The organism is Caulobacter endophyticus (genome assembly GCF_029543245.1).
GTDB lineage: Bacteria > Pseudomonadota > Alphaproteobacteria > Caulobacterales > Caulobacteraceae > Caulobacter > Caulobacter endophyticus_A.
Genome location: NZ_JARQWV010000040.1, coordinates 1 through 15,536 on the forward strand (window position 1 = coordinate 1; position 15,536 = coordinate 15,536).

Sequence of the window (15,536 nt, forward strand, 5' to 3'; positions counted from 1 at the left end):
ATGGTCGAGGCCAGGGCCGCGAAGATCGCCAGCGGGGCCAGCTTCATGACGAAGCCGGTGACCTTCAGCATGATCTGGGCGCACTGTTCGACCAGATGCAGCACCTGCGGGGCCTTGTCGTCCAGCGCCGCCACGGCGGTGCCGACGAACAGCGAGAACACCACGATCTGCAGGATCTCGTTCTTGGCCATGGCGTCGAAGATCGAGGTCGGCACCAGGTGGGTGATGAAGCCCTTGAGGGTGAAGGCCTCGGTGGTGGCGGCCGGCTTGGACGACACCGCCGCCTCGACCAGGTGCAGGCCATGGCCCGGGGCCAGCAGGTGAACCATCAAGAGGCCCAGCAGCAGCGAGATCGCCGAGGCGCCGATGAACCAGCCAAGCGTCTTGGCGCCGATGCGGCCCACCGCGGCGGCGTCCTCCATGTGGGCGATGCCGGCCACCAGGGTGGTGAACACCAGCGGGGCGATGATCATCTTGATCAGCCGCAGGAAGATGTCGGTGATCAGAGAAAGACCCGAGGCGGCCGACTTGGCGCCCTCGGCGTCCAGGAACTGGTTGCACCCCCAGCCGACGAGGATCCCCAGCACCATCGCGCCGACGATCAGATAGGCGAAGCGTTTGTTCATCAAGGAGCCTTTGCGCACGCGGCGAACGCGCCGGGCGCCGCAGGGGCGTCCGTGGTGCGCGTGGATTTTGGGAAAGGGGCAGGCAGCGGGCGCGGCTTGGCCGGTCCGGCGGTGTCGGGAGCGCTAGAGCGCGAAGATCAGGATGCGGCGGCCTTTTGCAGGCGCTCATAGCGGCTCAGCAGCCGCTCCCAGGTGACCCGCTTGATCGGCTCGCCCCGGCGCAGCTTGGTCCAGGTGGTCTCGCTGATGCCGTAGACGTTGTTGAGGTGCTCGCGGGTGATGGCGGGCAGGCGGCTCTTCAATCGCTCGAAATGTTCGGCGGGGATCTGGATCACGTCCGGCATGGCGGTCCCGTAGCTCTGTTCAGGAGGCCGACATGAGCGGCCCGCATCTATCAAGACGCAGGCCGCACGCGTTTCCTCACGTCCAAAAGCAAAAATTTTTCTCCTTACCAATCCGTGACTTGGCTCTGCGGCAAAAAGTTGTCGGGGAGGTGTGGGTTCGGAAACAGGCTGCGTCTTGAGGATCGGAAGCGCGAGGGGCGCGACCCAATCCAAAGGGGATGCAAGTATGCGATCGAGGACCTTGAAGCGGATGATGGCCGGCGGCTGCGCGTATGGCGCGCTGATGCTCGGCGTCGCCCACGCCCAGGAGGCCGCGGCCCCCGAAGAGCCCCAGGCCGTCGAGGCCGTCGTCGTCACCGGCTCGCGCATCGCCCGCCAGGACTATGTGGCCAACAGCCCGATCCAGACCGTCGGCGCCGCCGCCATCGAGGCCACCGGCCAGGTGACGGTCGAAAAGGCCCTGTCGCAGATGCCGCAGTTCACCGGCTCGTTCGGCCAGGGCAACACCGGCTCGACCAGCACGGGCCTCAACGGCGGCCAGTCCTACGCCAGCCTTCGGGGCCTGGGCGCCAAGCGCACCCTGATCCTGCTCGACGGCCGTCGCCTGCAACCGTCCAACCCCGACGGTTCGGTCGACCTCAATATCATCCCCGAAGCGCTGATCGAGAACGTCGAAGTGATCACCGGCGGCGCCTCGACCGCCTACGGCTCGGACGCCACCGCCGGCGTCGTCAACTTCAAGCTCAAGCGCAGCTTCAACGGCCTGACCGCCGACGCCCAGTACGGCATCTCGGAAAAGGGCGACGCCGAGTCGTTCCGCTTCTCGATCACGGGCGGCTCGGACTTCGCCGAGGGCAAGGGCCGGGCGGTGCTGTCGTTCGACTACACCAACCGTGACCGCGCCCTGCAAAGTGCGCGCGACTACTACATCTTCCGCACCTCGGCGCCGGGCCTGTCGACCATCCCGCAAGGCACGGTGCTGTTCGGCGCCAACCTGCCGACCCTGGCCTCGATCAACAACCTGTTCCAGGGCAGCTACGGCACCGCCGCCCTGACCGGCAACAGCGCCGGCCGCTATACCGGCCAGATCGGCTTCAACACCGACCAGACCCTGTTCTCGACCTCGGGCGTGCCGGTCCTGAACTTCCGCGACCCGCAGACCGACAACGCCTACATCGTCAACGCCAACGCCTCGGGCACCTCGCAGCAGGTCAACTTCGGCTACAACGGCAGCTCGATGCAGTCGGACCTCGACCGCTACGCCGTGTTCGCCAAGGTCGACTACGACCTGACCGACAATCTGAAGTTCTTCTCGCAGTTCACCTTCACCGACTACGTCTCGGTGGGCGTCTCGAACCCGACCCTGGCCTCGAACGTCTACGGCCTGACCGTGCCGGTCACCAACCCGTTCGTCCCGACCGACTTCCGTCCGATCCTGGCCTCGCGCCCGACCCCGAACGCCGCCTTCACCTTCTACAAGGCGCTGGATATCCTGGGTCCGCGCATCCAGAAGTACAGCTACGACGTCTTCCAGTTCACCAACGGCCTGTCGGGTGAAACCGGCTTCAAGGACTGGACCTGGGACGGCTACGTCTCGTTCAGCCGCGCCAAGTTCGACAACGAGCAGACCGGCGGCGCCAGCGCCAGCGCCATCTCGCGCCTGCTCAACAGCCCGACCGGCGGCACCGAATACTGCGCCGGCGGCTGGAACCCCTTCGGCAACCTGACGCCGTCGGCCGAGTGCGCCCGCTACATGTCGCGCCGCACCCTGAACCAGAACACCCTCGAGCAGCGCATGGTCGAGGTGAACGTCTCCGGTTCGCTGTTCGACCTGCCCGCCGGCACGGTGAAGTTCGCCGCCGGTACGGACTACCGCTCGAACGAATACACCTTCAAGCCCGACGCCCAGCTGAACCAGCCCGACGGCACCAGCGACATCCTGGGCTACAGCGTGCTGCGCGACGCCTCGGGTTCGGTGGACACCTATGAAGTCTACGGCGAACTGCTGGTGCCGGTGCTGAAGGACCTGCCGTTCATCGAGGAGTTCAATCTCGACCTCGGCTACCGCTACTCCGACTACAGCTCGGTCGGCGGCGTGCAGACCTACAAGGCCGACTTCGACTGGAAGATCGTCGAGCCGGTCCGCCTGCGCGGCGGCTACAACCGCGCCATCCGCGCCCCCAGCGTCGGCGAGCTCTACGCGCCGGTCTCGACGGGTTCGGTGGCCATCGGCACGGCCTCGTCGACCACCACCAACGGCGATCCCTGCGACGTGCGTTCGTCCTGGCGGACGGGCGCCAACGCCGCGGCGGTTCGCAGCCTCTGCCTGGCGCAGGGCGTGCCGACGGCGATCATCGACAGCTACCAGCTGGGCACGGCCCAGGTGTTCGCCCTCACCGGCGGCAACCCGGACCTGCAGGAAGAAACCGCCGACACCTATTCGTTCGGCGCCGTCCTGCGCTCGCCGTTCGAGCACCCGCTGCTCAGCCGCCTGACGGCCTCGGTCGACTGGTACGACATCAAGGTGAAGGACGCGATCGGCAGCCTGTCGATCGTCAACGCCTTCCAGTTCTGCTTCAATTCGGGCGGCTCCAACCCGACCTACGACCCGAGCAACTACTACTGCTCGCTGCTGACCCGTAACTCGGCCAGCGGCGTGCCGACCAACCCCGTCCAGCCGCTGCTGAACCTGGGCCAGTTCCAGACCACCGGCGTCGACGTGCAGGTCGACTGGAGCTTCGACTTCGCCGACAGCGCCCTGGACATGATCCCGGGCTCCTTCGCCCTGAACGTGGCCCTGGGCTACACCGACAAGTTCAAGATCCAGAACCTGCCGGGCGCGCCGGTCTACGACTATGTCGGCACCATCGGCACGGGCGTGGAAAGCACCGCCGGCACGGCTCACCCCAAGTGGAAGTCGGTCACCTCGGGCACCTACACCTGGGGTCCGGCCAGCCTGGGCCTGCGCTGGCGCTGGATCGAGGCCATGGAGAACTCGGCCAAGGTCGTCACCCCGACCAGCACCTCGCGCGGCGTGAAGGCCTACAACGCCTTCGACCTGAACGGCCGCGTCGAGCTGCCCTGGGACACCGCCCTGCGTTTCGGCGTCAACAACCTGTTCGACAAGGCTCCGCCGCAGGTGGGCGACACCGAGGGCAACTACGACCCGCAGAACTACGACGTGCTCGGCCGCTCCTACTACGTGGGCATCCGCAAGCGCTTCTAGTCGAAGCCTGAAGCTACCCGGGCGCGCTTCTCCCCCTTTGCGCGTCCGGCGCTCGCCGCCCAGTCAGCCCCGGCGGCGGCGAGGAAGGGCGCCGGTCTTGGCGGGCCGGCGCCCTTTTCGCGTTCAGTGGATCAGCAGGCCCGCCGCCGCCATCAGGCCGCCGGCCCCCAGGGCCAGCGCGCCGAGGATCGGCCAGGGCGAGACCGGCGCCGGCGGATCCCAGCTCGTGATCTCGGCGTCGACCGCGCGCACCGCCTCAAAGGCGTCGCGGCGGCGGGGGTGGGCCGCCCAGGTCTCGAACTCTTCCTGGTCGCCTTGCCCGGCTTCGGGCGAACGCAGGCGCTCCAGCCAGGCAGCGGCTTCGCGGAGGTCGTCTTCGGTTCGGGTCATGCGTACTTGCTCCTGACCGCGATCATGCGGGCTGGTGTTGCGTGCGTGTTTCCCGCGGGACGTCCCGGGATATCGCCCGGCGCCCGCGACCCTCTGCTCCCAAAACAGATGCGCCAAAAGACTGCGGTTGCGGTTTCGTCAAACCGCAACCTTGCCGCAACACTGGCGCAATCGAGAGCCGCCATGCCGCCGCTTCAGCTGGCTTAGTGCGCGGGCGTGCTCATGGATTTCGTGGAACAGACCCAGTTTCACAACCGCATCTGCGACGAGCTGGAGGCCGCCATGGCCGCCGGTCGCACCGTCGACGCCGCCGCCGTGCGGGCCGAGCGGACCTGCGCCGCCGGCCAGTGGCTGCATGGCGAGGGGCACAAGCGCATGCCCGGCAGCCACCTGCACCTGCACTGCCTGGAGGCGCACCGCGACTTCCACCGCATCGCGGGCCAGGTGGCCGACCAGATCAACCGCGGCGCGGTCGCCGACGCTCGCCGCGCGATCCGCAACGGCGGGGCCCTGGCCGGCGCCAAGTCGGAACTCGCCGCCGCCTTCCGCAAGCTGCGCGTGGCGATGGAAACGTCGGCGGGGTAGGGGCGAAAACCTCGTCCTTCGACAAGCTCAGGATGAGGTTTTTCATCGCCGGCGCCTGAATTGGTCCTCTTCCTGAGCTTGTCGAAGGACGAGGACCACCCGCGGCGTTCAGCTTCTATTTGCCCTCCAACCCCGTCCAGCCGCCGCCGATCGCCTGCACCAGGGCCACGGCCGCCGTCTGGCGCGAGACACGGGCCGAGGCCAGGTCGCGGCGGGCCGAGAGGGCCGTGGCCTGGGCGCTGACCACGTCGGTATAGGCCACCTGGCCGGCGCGATACTGGTTCAGCAGCATCTGCTCGGTCTGGTCGGCGGCCTTGGAGGCGGTCTCCAGGAGAGCGTACTGGCGCTCGAGCACCCGCACCGCCGTCAGCTGGTTCTCCACATCCTGGAAGGCGGTCAAAGCGGTCTGGCGGTAGTTTGCGGCCGCCGCGTCGTACGAGGCGCGGGCCTGGGCGACCTGGGCCTTCCGGGCGCCGGCGTCGAACAGGGTCTGGGCCGCCGACAGCCCCAGCGACCAGGTGTTGGCCGAGGCCGAGAAGAGGTCGCCCAAGACGCTGGCGGTCGAGCTGCCCGATCCGCTGATCGTGAAGGTGGGGAAGTAGGCCGCGCGGGCCACGCCGATCTGGGCGTTGGCGGCCGCCACGCGACGCTCGGCGGCGGCGACGTCGGGACGGCGCTCCAGCAGGGCCGAGGGCAGGCCGACGGGGATCTTCGGCACGCTCGCGGTCCAGTTCGGATCGGCGACGATGCGGAAGCCGCCGGCCGGCTGGCCGACCAGCACGGCGATGGCGTTCTCGTAGGTCGCGCGGGTCTGGGTCAGGCCCTCCAGGCTGGACTGGGCGTTGGCCAGGGTGGTCTGGGCCTGCAGCACGTCCGAGCGCGGGGCGATGCCGGCGTCGTAGCGGTTCTGGGTGATCTTCAGGCTGCGCTGGTAACCGTCGACCGTGGCCTGGACGAGGGCGATCTCGATGTCGCTCTGGCGCAGGCCCAGATAGCTTACCGCTAATTCTCCCTGGGCCGACAGCTGGGCGGCCGCCAGGTCGGCGGCGCTGGCCTGGGCGCTGGCGCTGGCGTTGCCGATCGAGGCGCGGATGCGGCCCCAGACGTCGGGCTCCCAGCTGGCGCCGATGCTGGCGGCGTAGCGCTTGGTGTCGCCCGAGCTGGTGGCCCCGCCGGCGCCCGGCGCGCTGCTGGTCCCGCCGCCCCCCGAGCGCGTGCCCGAGGCCGACAGGTCGATGCTGGGGAACAGCGAGGCGCGCTGCTCCTTCACCAGGGCGCGGGCCTGGCGATAGGCGGCCTCGGCGGCGGCGATGGTCTGGTTGTCCACCTTCACCCGCTCGGCCAGGGCGTTCAGCTGGGCGTCGCCCAGCAGGGTCCACCAGTCGCCGCGATCCAGATGGTCGGAGGGCGTGGCGGCCTTCCAGCCGTCCATCGCCTTCCACGTGGCGGGCGTCGGCGAGGCGAGCTTGGGCGTGTCGTAGGCCGGCGTCGTCGAGCAGGCGGCGACCAGAGCCAGAAGGGGCAGAGCGGTCAGGAGGCGGGCGGTCATCGGGCGAGCTCCGGCGCGGAGGGCATGTGGGTCAGGTCGCGCTCGTCGCGCCGCTTGCCGCGCAGGCGGTCGAGATAGACGTAGACCACGGGGGTGGTGATGAGGGTCAGAAGCTGGCTGGCGATCAGGCCGCCGATGATGGTGATGCCCAGCGGCCGGCGCAGCTCGGCGCCTTCGCCAAAGCCGATGGCCAGGGGCAGGGCGCCCAGGGCGGCGGCCAGCGTCGTCATCAGGATCGGACGGAAGCGCAGAAGGCTGGCTTCACGTACCGCCTCGATCGCCGTCAGGCCGCGGCCGCGCTGGGCCTCCAGGGCGAAGTCGATGATCAGGATGGCGTTCTTCTTGACGATGCCCAGCAGCAGGAACACCCCGATCAGGGCGATGATCGAGAACTCCATGCCGAACAGCAGCAGCGCCAGCACCGCCCCGACGCCGGCGGCCGGCAGGGTCGACAGCACCGTCACCGGGTGGACGTAGCTTTCGTAGAGGATGCCCAGCACGATGTAGATCGCCACGATGGCCGCCGCGATCAGGAACGGCTGCTGCTTCATCTGCTCGTTGTAGCTGCGGGCGCTGCCCTGGAAGCTGCCGCGCACGCTGGTCGGCAGGCCGATGTCGGCCTCGGCCTGGGTGATCGCCGCCTGGGCCTGCGACAGCGACACCCCGTCGGGCAGGTTGAACGACACGGTGGTCGCCAGCTCGCCGTTCTGGTGGTTGACGCTGGTCGGGGTGGCGTTCTGGCTGACGCTGGCGATGGCCGTCAGCGGAGTCATCGGCGTGGCCGAGGTGTTCAGCGTCGAACCCGTCGAGGCGTCGCGCTGCGAGGGATTGACCGACGCCCCGCTGGTGCTGGCCGCCGTGGTCGTCCCGCTGGTCGAGGTCGGTACATAGACGTCGTTCAGCGCCTCGGGACCCTGGGCGAACTTCTGGTCCCACTCCAGGATCACGCCGTACTGGTTGACGTCTTCGTAGATGGTCCCGACCTGGCGCTGGCCGAAGGCGTTGTAGAGCGCGTTGTCGACGGCGCGGGGCGTGACCCCCATGCGCGAGGCGCTGTCGCGGTCGATCGTCACCAGGGTCTCGACGCCGTTCTCCGACTGGTCGCTGTCGACGTCGGTCATGACGTCGGAATGGGTCTTCATCGCCTCGGCCAGCTTAGGCGCCCACTCCTTGAGGGCGGCGCTGGAGTCGCTGGTCAGGGTGTACTGGTAGGTCGAGTTGCTCGACCGGCCGCCCATGCGCACGTCCTGCACGGGGTTGAGGAAGATCGACAGGCCGGTGACCTTCTGCAACTGCGGTCGCAGGCGGGCGATGACGGCGCTGCCCTTCTCCTTGCGCTCCTTGATCGGCTTGAGATTGACAAACATGAAGCCGCCGCCCGCGCGATTGCCGCCGGTGAAGCCGACCACGGTGTCGACGGCGGGGTCCTTGCGGATGATGTCGACCACGGTCCGCAGCTTGGCCTGCATGGCCTTGGACGAGACGCTCTCGTCGGCGCGCATGCCGGCCATCAGCTGGCCGCTGTCCTGCTGCGGGAAGAAACCCTTGGGCACGGCGATGTAGAGCCAGACGGTCATGCCGATGACGGCGACCAGCATGACCATCACCAGCGGCTTGGCGTGCAGGGCCCAGTCCAGCGTGCGGGCGTAGATCGCCTGGATCCTGTCGAACATCCGCTCGAAGAAGCGGGCGACGGGTCCTTCCTTGTGGCCCTCAGGGCGGGCTTTCAGCATGTAGGCGCACATCATCGGCGTGGTCGTCAGGCTGATGACCAGCGAGATCAGCACCGCCGCCGACAGGGTGACGGCGAACTCGCGGAAGAGGCGCCCCACCTGGCCGCCCATGAACAGCAGCGGGATGAACACCGCCACCAGCGAGACGCTGATCGACAGCACGGTGAAGCCGACCTCGCGCGCGCCCAGAACGGCGGCCTTGAAGCGGTCCATGCCCGCCTCGATGTGGCGCTGGGTGTTCTCCAGCACCACGATGGCGTCGTCGACCACGAAGCCGGTGGCCACCGTGATGGCCATCAGGGACAGGTTGTTCAGCGAGAAGCCCATCAGGTACATCACGCCGAAGGTGCCCAGCAGCGAGACGATGGTCGCCGCCGTCGGGATGAAGGTCGCCCGGGCGCTGCGCAGGAAGGCGCTGACCACCAGCACCACCAGCACGATCGAGATCAGCAGGGTGACCTCGATCTCGTGCAGCGAGGCGCGGATCGAGTTGGTGCTGTCGCTGGCCACCTGCACCTTGATGTCGGCGGGCAGCTGCTCGCGCAGCTCCGGCAGGGCCGCGCGCACGCTGTCGACGGTCTGGATGATGTTGGCGCCCGGCTGGCGGGTGATCAGCACGATGATTGCCGGCTTGCCGTTGAAGAGACCCAGGGTGCGGGTGTCGGCGACGCTGTCGGTGACGCTGGCCACGTCCGACAGCTTGACCCCCGCGTCGCCCCGCCAGGCGACCAGCAGCCCGGCATAGTCGGCCGCCTTGCGGCCGCTGCTGGAGGTGTAGATCTGGAAGCGCTTGCCGTCGCCCTCGACCGCGCCCTTGGGGCGGTTGGCGTTGGCCGACTGGATGGCCGCGCGCACGTCCTCCAGGCTGACCCCGTACTTGTTGAGCAGGAACGGATTGACCGAGATCCGCACGGCCGGCAGCGAGCCGCCGCCGATCTCGACGTCGCCCACGCCCTGCACCTGCGAGACCCGCTGCGAGACGATGTTGGACACCGCGTCGTAGATCTGGCCGGGGGTCTTGGTGTCGGAGGTCAGGGCCAGGATGATCACCGGCGAGTCCGACGGGTTCATCTTGCGATAGGTGGGGTTGCTGCGCAGCGTGGCGGGCAGGTCGGCGCGGGCGGCGTTGATGGCCGCCTGCACTTCGCGGGCGGCGCCGTCGATCTTGCGGTTGAGGTCGAACTGCAAGGTCACCCGGGACGAGCCCGACGAGCTCTGCGAGGTCATCTCGTTGACGCCGGAGATGACGCCCAGGCGCCGTTCCAGCGGGGTGGCGACGCTGGAGGCCATGGTCTCGGGACTGGCCCCCGACAGGCTGGCCGACACCGAGATGGTCGGATAGTCCACCTGCGGCAGCGGCGAGACCGGCAGCACGAAGAAGGCGAAGATCCCGGCCAAAGCGAGGCCGATGGTCAGCAGGACCGTGGCCACCGGCCGGCGGATGAAGGGCGCCGACAGGTTCATGACGGCAGCCCCGGCAGCGGCTGGTCGACGCGATCCTCATCGGCGTCTTCGCGGCGCTTCTTGCCCGAGGGCGCGATGCGGTCGAAGGCGAGATAGACGACGGGCGTGGTGAACATGGTCAGGAGCTGGCTGACCAGCAGGCCGCCGAAGATGGCGATGCCCAGCGGGCGGCGCAGCTCGGCGCCTTCGCCAAAGCCCAGCATCAGCGGCACGGCGGCGAACAGGGCCGCCAGGGTGGTCATCAGGATCGGGCGGAAGCGCAGGATGGCGGCCTGGAAGATGGCCTCCTCCGGCGACTTGCCCTCGTTGCGCTCGGCCTCGATGGCGAAGTCGATCATCATGATCGCGTTCTTCTTGACGATGCCGATCAGCAGGATGATGCCGATGATCCCGATCACGCCGAGGTCATGGCCGGTCAGCCACAGGGCCAGCAGGGCCCCGACGCCGGCCGAGGGCAGGGTCGACAGGATGGTCAGCGGGTGGATGTAGCTCTCGTAGAGCACGCCCAGCACGATGTAGACGCAGACCACGGCCGCCAGGATCAGCCAAAGCTGGTTGCTCAGCGAGTTCTCATAGGCCCCGGCCGCGCCCAGGAAGGTGTGGGTCACCGACGAGGGCATGGCGATGTCCTTCATCGCCGCGCGGATCTCGTCGACGGCGTGGCCCAGCGAGACGCCCGGGGCGGTGTCGAAGCCGATCGTGGTGGCCGGGAACTGGGCCACGTGGGTCACCTGCAGCGGCGACTGCTGCTCCTTGATGGTCGAGAAGGCCGCCAGCGGCGCAGGCGAGCCGCCGCCCGTGCGCAGGTTCAGGTTCCCCAGCGAGGCCGGGTCGGTCAGCAGGCCCGGCTTGGCCTCCAGGATCACGCGGTACTGGTTGGTCTCGGTGAAGATGGTCGAGACGATCCGCTGGCCAAACGCGCTGTAGAGGGCGTCGTCGACGTCCGAGGCGGTGATCGAAAGCCTCGCTGCGGTGTCGCGGTCGATGTCGATATAGGCCGCCGCCCCCGTGGCCGAGGCGTCGCTGTAGATGTTGCGGACGGCCTTCACGGTCGCGAGCTTTTCGGAGAGCTTGCCGGCCCACTCCTTGACGGTGGCGGTGTCGGCGCCTTCCAGCGACAGGCGGTACTGGGTCGGGCCGCTCTCGGCGTCGATGGTCAGGTCCTGGGTCGGCTGGAGATAGAGGGTGACGCCGGGCACTTGCGCCACGCGCTCGCGCAGCCGCTGCATGATCTTCTCCTGCGAGCCCTTGCGGTCGCCCTTCAGGTTGATCTGCATCTGGCCGGTGTGGAGCATGCTGTTGTTGGCCCCGTCGACGCCGATGAACGACGCCACGCTGGCCACGGCCGGGTCCTCGAGGATCGCGGCGGCCGCCTGCTGTTGCAGGCCGGCCATGCGCTCGTACGACACCGACTGCTCGACCTCGGTGCGGGCCTGCAGCTGGCCGGTGTCCTGGGTGGGGAACAGGCCCTTGGGGATGACCATGTACAGCACGCCGGTCAGCACCAGGGTGGCGACGGCCACGACCAGGGTCGCCTTCTGGCGGGCCATGACCCAGGCCAGAGCCGTCTCGTAGCGGGCCTCGATCTTCTCGAAGACCTCCTGGGCCTTGCGGCCGACACGGCCGGGCTTGTCCTCCTCGTGGCTCTTCAGCCAGCGGGCCGACAGCATCGGCGTCAGGGTCAGCGACACCACGGCCGAGATCAGGATGGTGATGGCCAGGCTGACGGCGAACTCGCGGAACAGGCGCCCGACCACGTCGCCCATGAACAGCAGCGGGATCAGCACCGCGATCAGCGAGATGGTCAGCGAGATGATGGTGAAGCCGATCTCGCGCGCGCCCTTCAGCGCCGCCTGCATCGGCTTTTCGCCCTTCTCCATGTGGCGGATGATGTTCTCGATCATCACGATGGCGTCGTCGACGACGAAGCCCGTGGCGATGGTCAGGGCCATCAGGGAGAGATTGTTGAGGCTGTAGCCCAAGAGGTACATCACCCCGCACGAGCCGATCAGCGAGATCGGCACGGCCAGGCTGGCGATGATCGTCGCGCGCATGGAGTGCAGGAAGAAGAAGATCACCAGCACGACCATCACCACGGCCAGGATCAGCTCCATCTCGACATGGTGCACCGAGGCGCGGATGCCGGTGGTGCGGTCGGCCAGCACCTCGACCTTCAGCGTCGCCGGCAGGCCGGCTTGCAGCTCGGGCAGCTTGGCCTTGATGGCGTCGACGGTCTTGATGACGTTGGCGCCCGGCTGGCGCTGGACGTTGACGATGATCGCCGGGGTCTTGCCGGCCCAGGCGCCCAGGCGGGTGTTCTCGGCGCTCTGCACGACGGTGGCCACGTCGCGGATGCGGATCGGGGCCTCGTTCTTGTAGGTGACGATCAGGTTCAGATAGTCGTCGACCGTCAGCAGCTGGTCGTTGGCGTTGATGGTGTAGGTGCGGGTGGGGCCGTCGAAGCTGCCCTTGGCGCTATTGGCGTTGGAGTTGTCGATGGCGCTTTGCAGCTCGGCCAGGGTCAGGCCGTAGGAGGCCATGGCCTGGGTGTCGGCCTGGATGCGGATGGCCGGCTTCTGGCCGCCGCTCAGCGAGACCAGGCCCACGCCCGAGACCTGGCTGATCTTCTGGGCCAGGCGCGTATTGACCAGGTTCTGCACCTCGGTCAGCGGCAGGGTGTCAGACGTGATCGACAGGGTCAGCACCGGCGCGTCGGCCGGATTGACCTTGGCGTAGACCGGCGGGGCGGGCAGGTCGGCCGGCAGCAGCGAGTTGGCCGCGTTCATCGCCGCCTGCACTTCCTGCTCGGCGACGTCGAGGGTTTCACCCAGGTTGAACTGCAAGGTGATGACGCTGGCGCCGGCCGTGCTGACCGAGCTCATACGGGCCAGGCCCGACATCTCGCCCAGCTGGCGTTCCAGCGGGGCGGTGACGGTCTGGCTCATCACCTCGGGGCTGGCCCCCGGATAGAGGGTCTGCACCTGGATGGTGGGGTAGTCGACCTGCGGCAGGGCCGACAGCGGCAGCAGCCGAAAGCCGACCAGACCGGCCAGCACGATGGCCGCCATGAACAGGGCCGTGGCGACCGGCCGCTGGATGAAGGGGCGAGAGGGGTTCATCGGCTGGGCGTCCGATTATTCCGGACGCCGACGGCCTTCACCGCCGCCGGGAGGCGCGCCTTCCGGACGCTTGCCGCGCTGGCCCCTCTCGCCGCGTTGTCCGCCCTGGCGCTGAGCCGCCTGGCCCGGCAGCTGCACCTTGCCGCCCTCGGTCAGGCGGTCGCCGCCCTCGGTGATGACCTTGTCGCCGACGGCGAGGCCTTGGGTGATCGCCACCTGGGTGGTGGTCGACTGGCCGGTCGTGACCTTGGTCTTGGTGACGGTCTGGTCGCTCTTGAGCTTCCAGACGAAGGCGCCGTCCGAGCCCTGGCGCACGGCGGTGGCCGGCACGACCACGGCGTCCTTCAAGGTGTCGAGCTGGATGCGGACATTGACGAACTGGCTGGGGAACAGCTTGCCGCCGGTGTTGGGGAAGCGGGCCTTGCCCTTCACCGTGCCGGTGCCGGTGTCCACGAGGTTGTCCAAGGTCGAGAACGTGCCCTGATCGAGCGTGTTGGTGCGCGTGCGGTCCAGCACCGTGACCGGCAGGGTCGCGCCGCCGAACACCCGCTGCGAGATGCGCGGCACGTCGTCCTGCGGGACGGTGAACTCGACGTCGATCGGCGACAGGGTGGTGATCACCGCCACCCCGCTGGCGTCGCCCGAGGCGACGTAGTTGCCGACGTCGACGACGCGCAGGCCTACGCGCCCGCTGACCGGGGCGGTGATGCGCGAGAAGCCGACGTTCAGGCGAGCCGTGCCGACCGCGGCCCGGTCGGCCATCACCGTGCCTTCCAGCTGCTTGACGGTGGCGGCCTGGGTGTCGACCTCCTGGCGGGCGATGGAATCCTGCTCCAGCAGGGTCTGGTAGCGCTTGAGGGTCAGGCGGGCGACGGCCAGTTGGGCCTCGTCGCGGGTCAGGTTGCCCTGCGCCTCCATCAGCGCCATCTGGAACGGCCGCTGGTCGATCTGCACCAGGGTCTGGCCGGCCTGGACCATCTGGCCCTCGCGGAACAGCACCTGGGTGATGACGCCCGAGACCTGCGGCTTGACGGTGACGGTCGCCGCCGGCGTGACGGTGCCCAGCGCCTCGATCACCACCGGCAGGTCGGCCTTGGCCGCCGTGGCCACCGCCACGGTGCTGGCCGGACCGCCGCGACGGCCGCCGCCGCCAGGACCGCCTGGGCCACCGGGACCGCCAGGACCGCCTGGACCCGTGTCGCCGCCGCCGTTCAGCAGCGTCCAGGCCAGAACGCCCACGCCCGCCAGGGCGGCCAGGGCGACGGCGCCGCCGATGATCCGCGCCCGGCGGCTGGGCTTGCGGACGGCGAGGGACGGGCGGGGTTCGGTCATGGACGGCCTCTGGGCGCGGACGGTGCGGCGGCGAAGATGGTCGAAGACGCCGTCGTCCCTCAGGGACCCCGGCGGAAGCGTAAGCGATGCACGAAAAGTCGGGTCGCCGACCCTGGCGACCCGACGCTCAAGCTAAACTGCTAGAGGCGGCATTTGATCCATCGGCCACCCTGGCCGCGGTACGCGTCACGCTTGACGTCGTAGGAGCGATACTTGGCCTTGCAGGCGCGCACGTGGCGCTGTTGCTTGGTTTCCTTGCCCGGCTTGGCCTGCTCGTGGCGCGGGGCGGGGGTGTCGTGGCGGTCGTGACCCTGCGCGAGCACGGGGGTGGACAGGGCGAGGGCGCCAAGGGCAAGCGCGGTGACGACGACTTTCATGTCGATCTCCAGTGTATTGAGATCGACTGGCTAACAACGTCACGTCGCGACGATGTTGCGGCTTTGAAACGGCTTTCGGCGAACTTGCAACACGCCGTGGCGGGAGTTGGGCAGAGCGCCCGGAGCGCTTCAGCCGACCCAGGCCCGGAAGCCGAAACGGCCGCCCTCCGCGCTCGCCAGGCTGAGCATCTCGACGATGTCGCGTGTGGCCATCTCGATGCGCTGCGTCGAGGTCAGGGCCGGATCGTCGCCCTCCAGGCCATAGAGGCCAAGGTCGATCCGGGGATGCTCGAACACGCCCCGCAGTTCATAGGTCTCGACCCAGACGACCGCGTCGCCACGTGTCCTGGCATAGTCGACCAACCGCTCCAGTTCGACGGCGCAGAGCATTCGTGACCCTCCGCCCGTCTCGCTCTCGGCGAAGACATCGGCCGGGGAGAACGCACGTCTTTCACAGAGCAGGCTCCCAACGGGTTCGCCCACGACGCCTTCACGCCGGGCGGGGGAATTGGCCGGGAACCGAAAAAGTCGCGCCTCGGCCTGGCCGCTGTCACGCCACCAGTCGTCGGCCTCGGCGAACGCGAGGTGAAGGCCGGTGTCCTCATCGAGATTGGCGGCGGCGGGGGAGAGCAGCTGGACAACGAAGGGCGCGTCATCCGCCGCGCCGAGAATGGCGACAACGCGGGCCTCGAACGGCTCACCGCCGAAAACGCCGATCGCCGTCTCGCCGACGGGACGCAGAAGGACGGGGTCGCGGGTGGTCAGGCTGCGCCAGTGCATCTCGCTCACCC

11 protein-coding genes are annotated in these 15,536 nt (G+C 68.6%); 2 read left to right on the forward strand and 9 right to left on the reverse strand.

Going from position 1 to position 15,536, the window contains the following annotated elements:
• Positions 1-626, reverse strand: a 626-nt coding sequence (locus P7A99_RS24245; protein ID WP_277796277.1) for a dicarboxylate/amino acid:cation symporter, incomplete at its 3' end; no start/stop codon positions are given.
• 137 nt (positions 627-763) lie between these two features.
• Positions 764-970 carry a hypothetical protein gene (locus tag P7A99_RS24250; protein WP_058346819.1) on the reverse strand — a complete coding sequence of 69 codons (207 nt, stop codon included), beginning with the start codon at positions 968-970 and terminating at the stop codon, positions 764-766.
• 226 nt (positions 971-1,196) lie between these two features.
• Between P7A99_RS24250 and P7A99_RS24255 the strand changes: the two genes are divergently transcribed.
• On the forward strand, positions 1,197-4,196 hold the full coding sequence (locus tag P7A99_RS24255; RefSeq protein ID WP_277796278.1) for a TonB-dependent receptor domain-containing protein: 3,000 nt from the start codon (positions 1,197-1,199) through the stop codon (positions 4,194-4,196).
• Between the two features lie 123 nt (positions 4,197-4,319).
• On the opposite strand, the gene P7A99_RS24260 is transcribed toward P7A99_RS24255, so the two are convergent.
• The gene (locus tag P7A99_RS24260) at positions 4,320-4,586 is read right to left on the reverse strand and encodes a FecR/PupR family sigma factor regulator (RefSeq protein WP_277796279.1); all 267 of its coding nucleotides are present in this window, start codon (positions 4,584-4,586) and stop codon (positions 4,320-4,322) included.
• Between the two features lie 222 nt (positions 4,587-4,808).
• Between P7A99_RS24260 and P7A99_RS24265 the strand changes: the two genes are divergently transcribed.
• Positions 4,809-5,171 carry a CZB domain-containing protein gene (locus tag P7A99_RS24265; RefSeq protein ID WP_277796280.1) on the forward strand — a complete coding sequence of 121 codons (363 nt, stop codon included), beginning with the start codon at positions 4,809-4,811 and terminating at the stop codon, positions 5,169-5,171.
• Between the two features lie 115 nt (positions 5,172-5,286).
• Here P7A99_RS24265 and P7A99_RS24270 read toward each other — a convergent pair whose 3' ends face one another.
• The 6 genes from P7A99_RS24270 to P7A99_RS24295 all read right to left on the reverse strand — a co-directional run bounded on the left by P7A99_RS24270 (position 5,287) and on the right by P7A99_RS24295 (position 15,534).
• A complete protein-coding gene (locus tag P7A99_RS24270) occupies positions 5,287-6,720 on the reverse strand; it encodes an efflux transporter outer membrane subunit (protein WP_277796281.1) in 1,434 nt (477 codons plus the stop codon).
• Positions 6,717-9,917: an efflux RND transporter permease subunit gene (locus P7A99_RS24275; RefSeq protein WP_277796282.1), complete on the reverse strand. Its 3,201-nt coding sequence runs from the start codon at positions 9,915-9,917 to the stop codon at positions 6,717-6,719. The genes P7A99_RS24270 and P7A99_RS24275 overlap by 4 nt, the downstream gene beginning before the upstream one ends.
• Positions 9,914-13,036: a multidrug efflux RND transporter permease subunit gene (locus tag P7A99_RS24280; RefSeq protein WP_277796283.1), complete on the reverse strand. Its 3,123-nt coding sequence runs from the start codon at positions 13,034-13,036 to the stop codon at positions 9,914-9,916. Before P7A99_RS24280 ends, P7A99_RS24275 begins: the two co-directional genes overlap by 4 nt.
• Positions 13,037-13,051: 15 nt before the next feature.
• Entirely contained in the window at positions 13,052-14,368 is a 1,317-nt protein-coding gene (locus P7A99_RS24285; RefSeq protein WP_277796284.1) for an efflux RND transporter periplasmic adaptor subunit, read from the reverse strand.
• Positions 14,369-14,508: 140 nt separating this feature from the next.
• Positions 14,509-14,745 carry a BA14K family protein gene (locus P7A99_RS24290; RefSeq protein WP_277796285.1) on the reverse strand — a complete coding sequence of 79 codons (237 nt, stop codon included), beginning with the start codon at positions 14,743-14,745 and terminating at the stop codon, positions 14,509-14,511.
• Between the two features lie 129 nt (positions 14,746-14,874).
• On the reverse strand, positions 14,875-15,534 hold the full coding sequence (locus tag P7A99_RS24295) for a hypothetical protein (protein ID WP_277796286.1): 660 nt from the start codon (positions 15,532-15,534) through the stop codon (positions 14,875-14,877).
• Positions 15,535-15,536 lie beyond the last annotated feature (2 nt).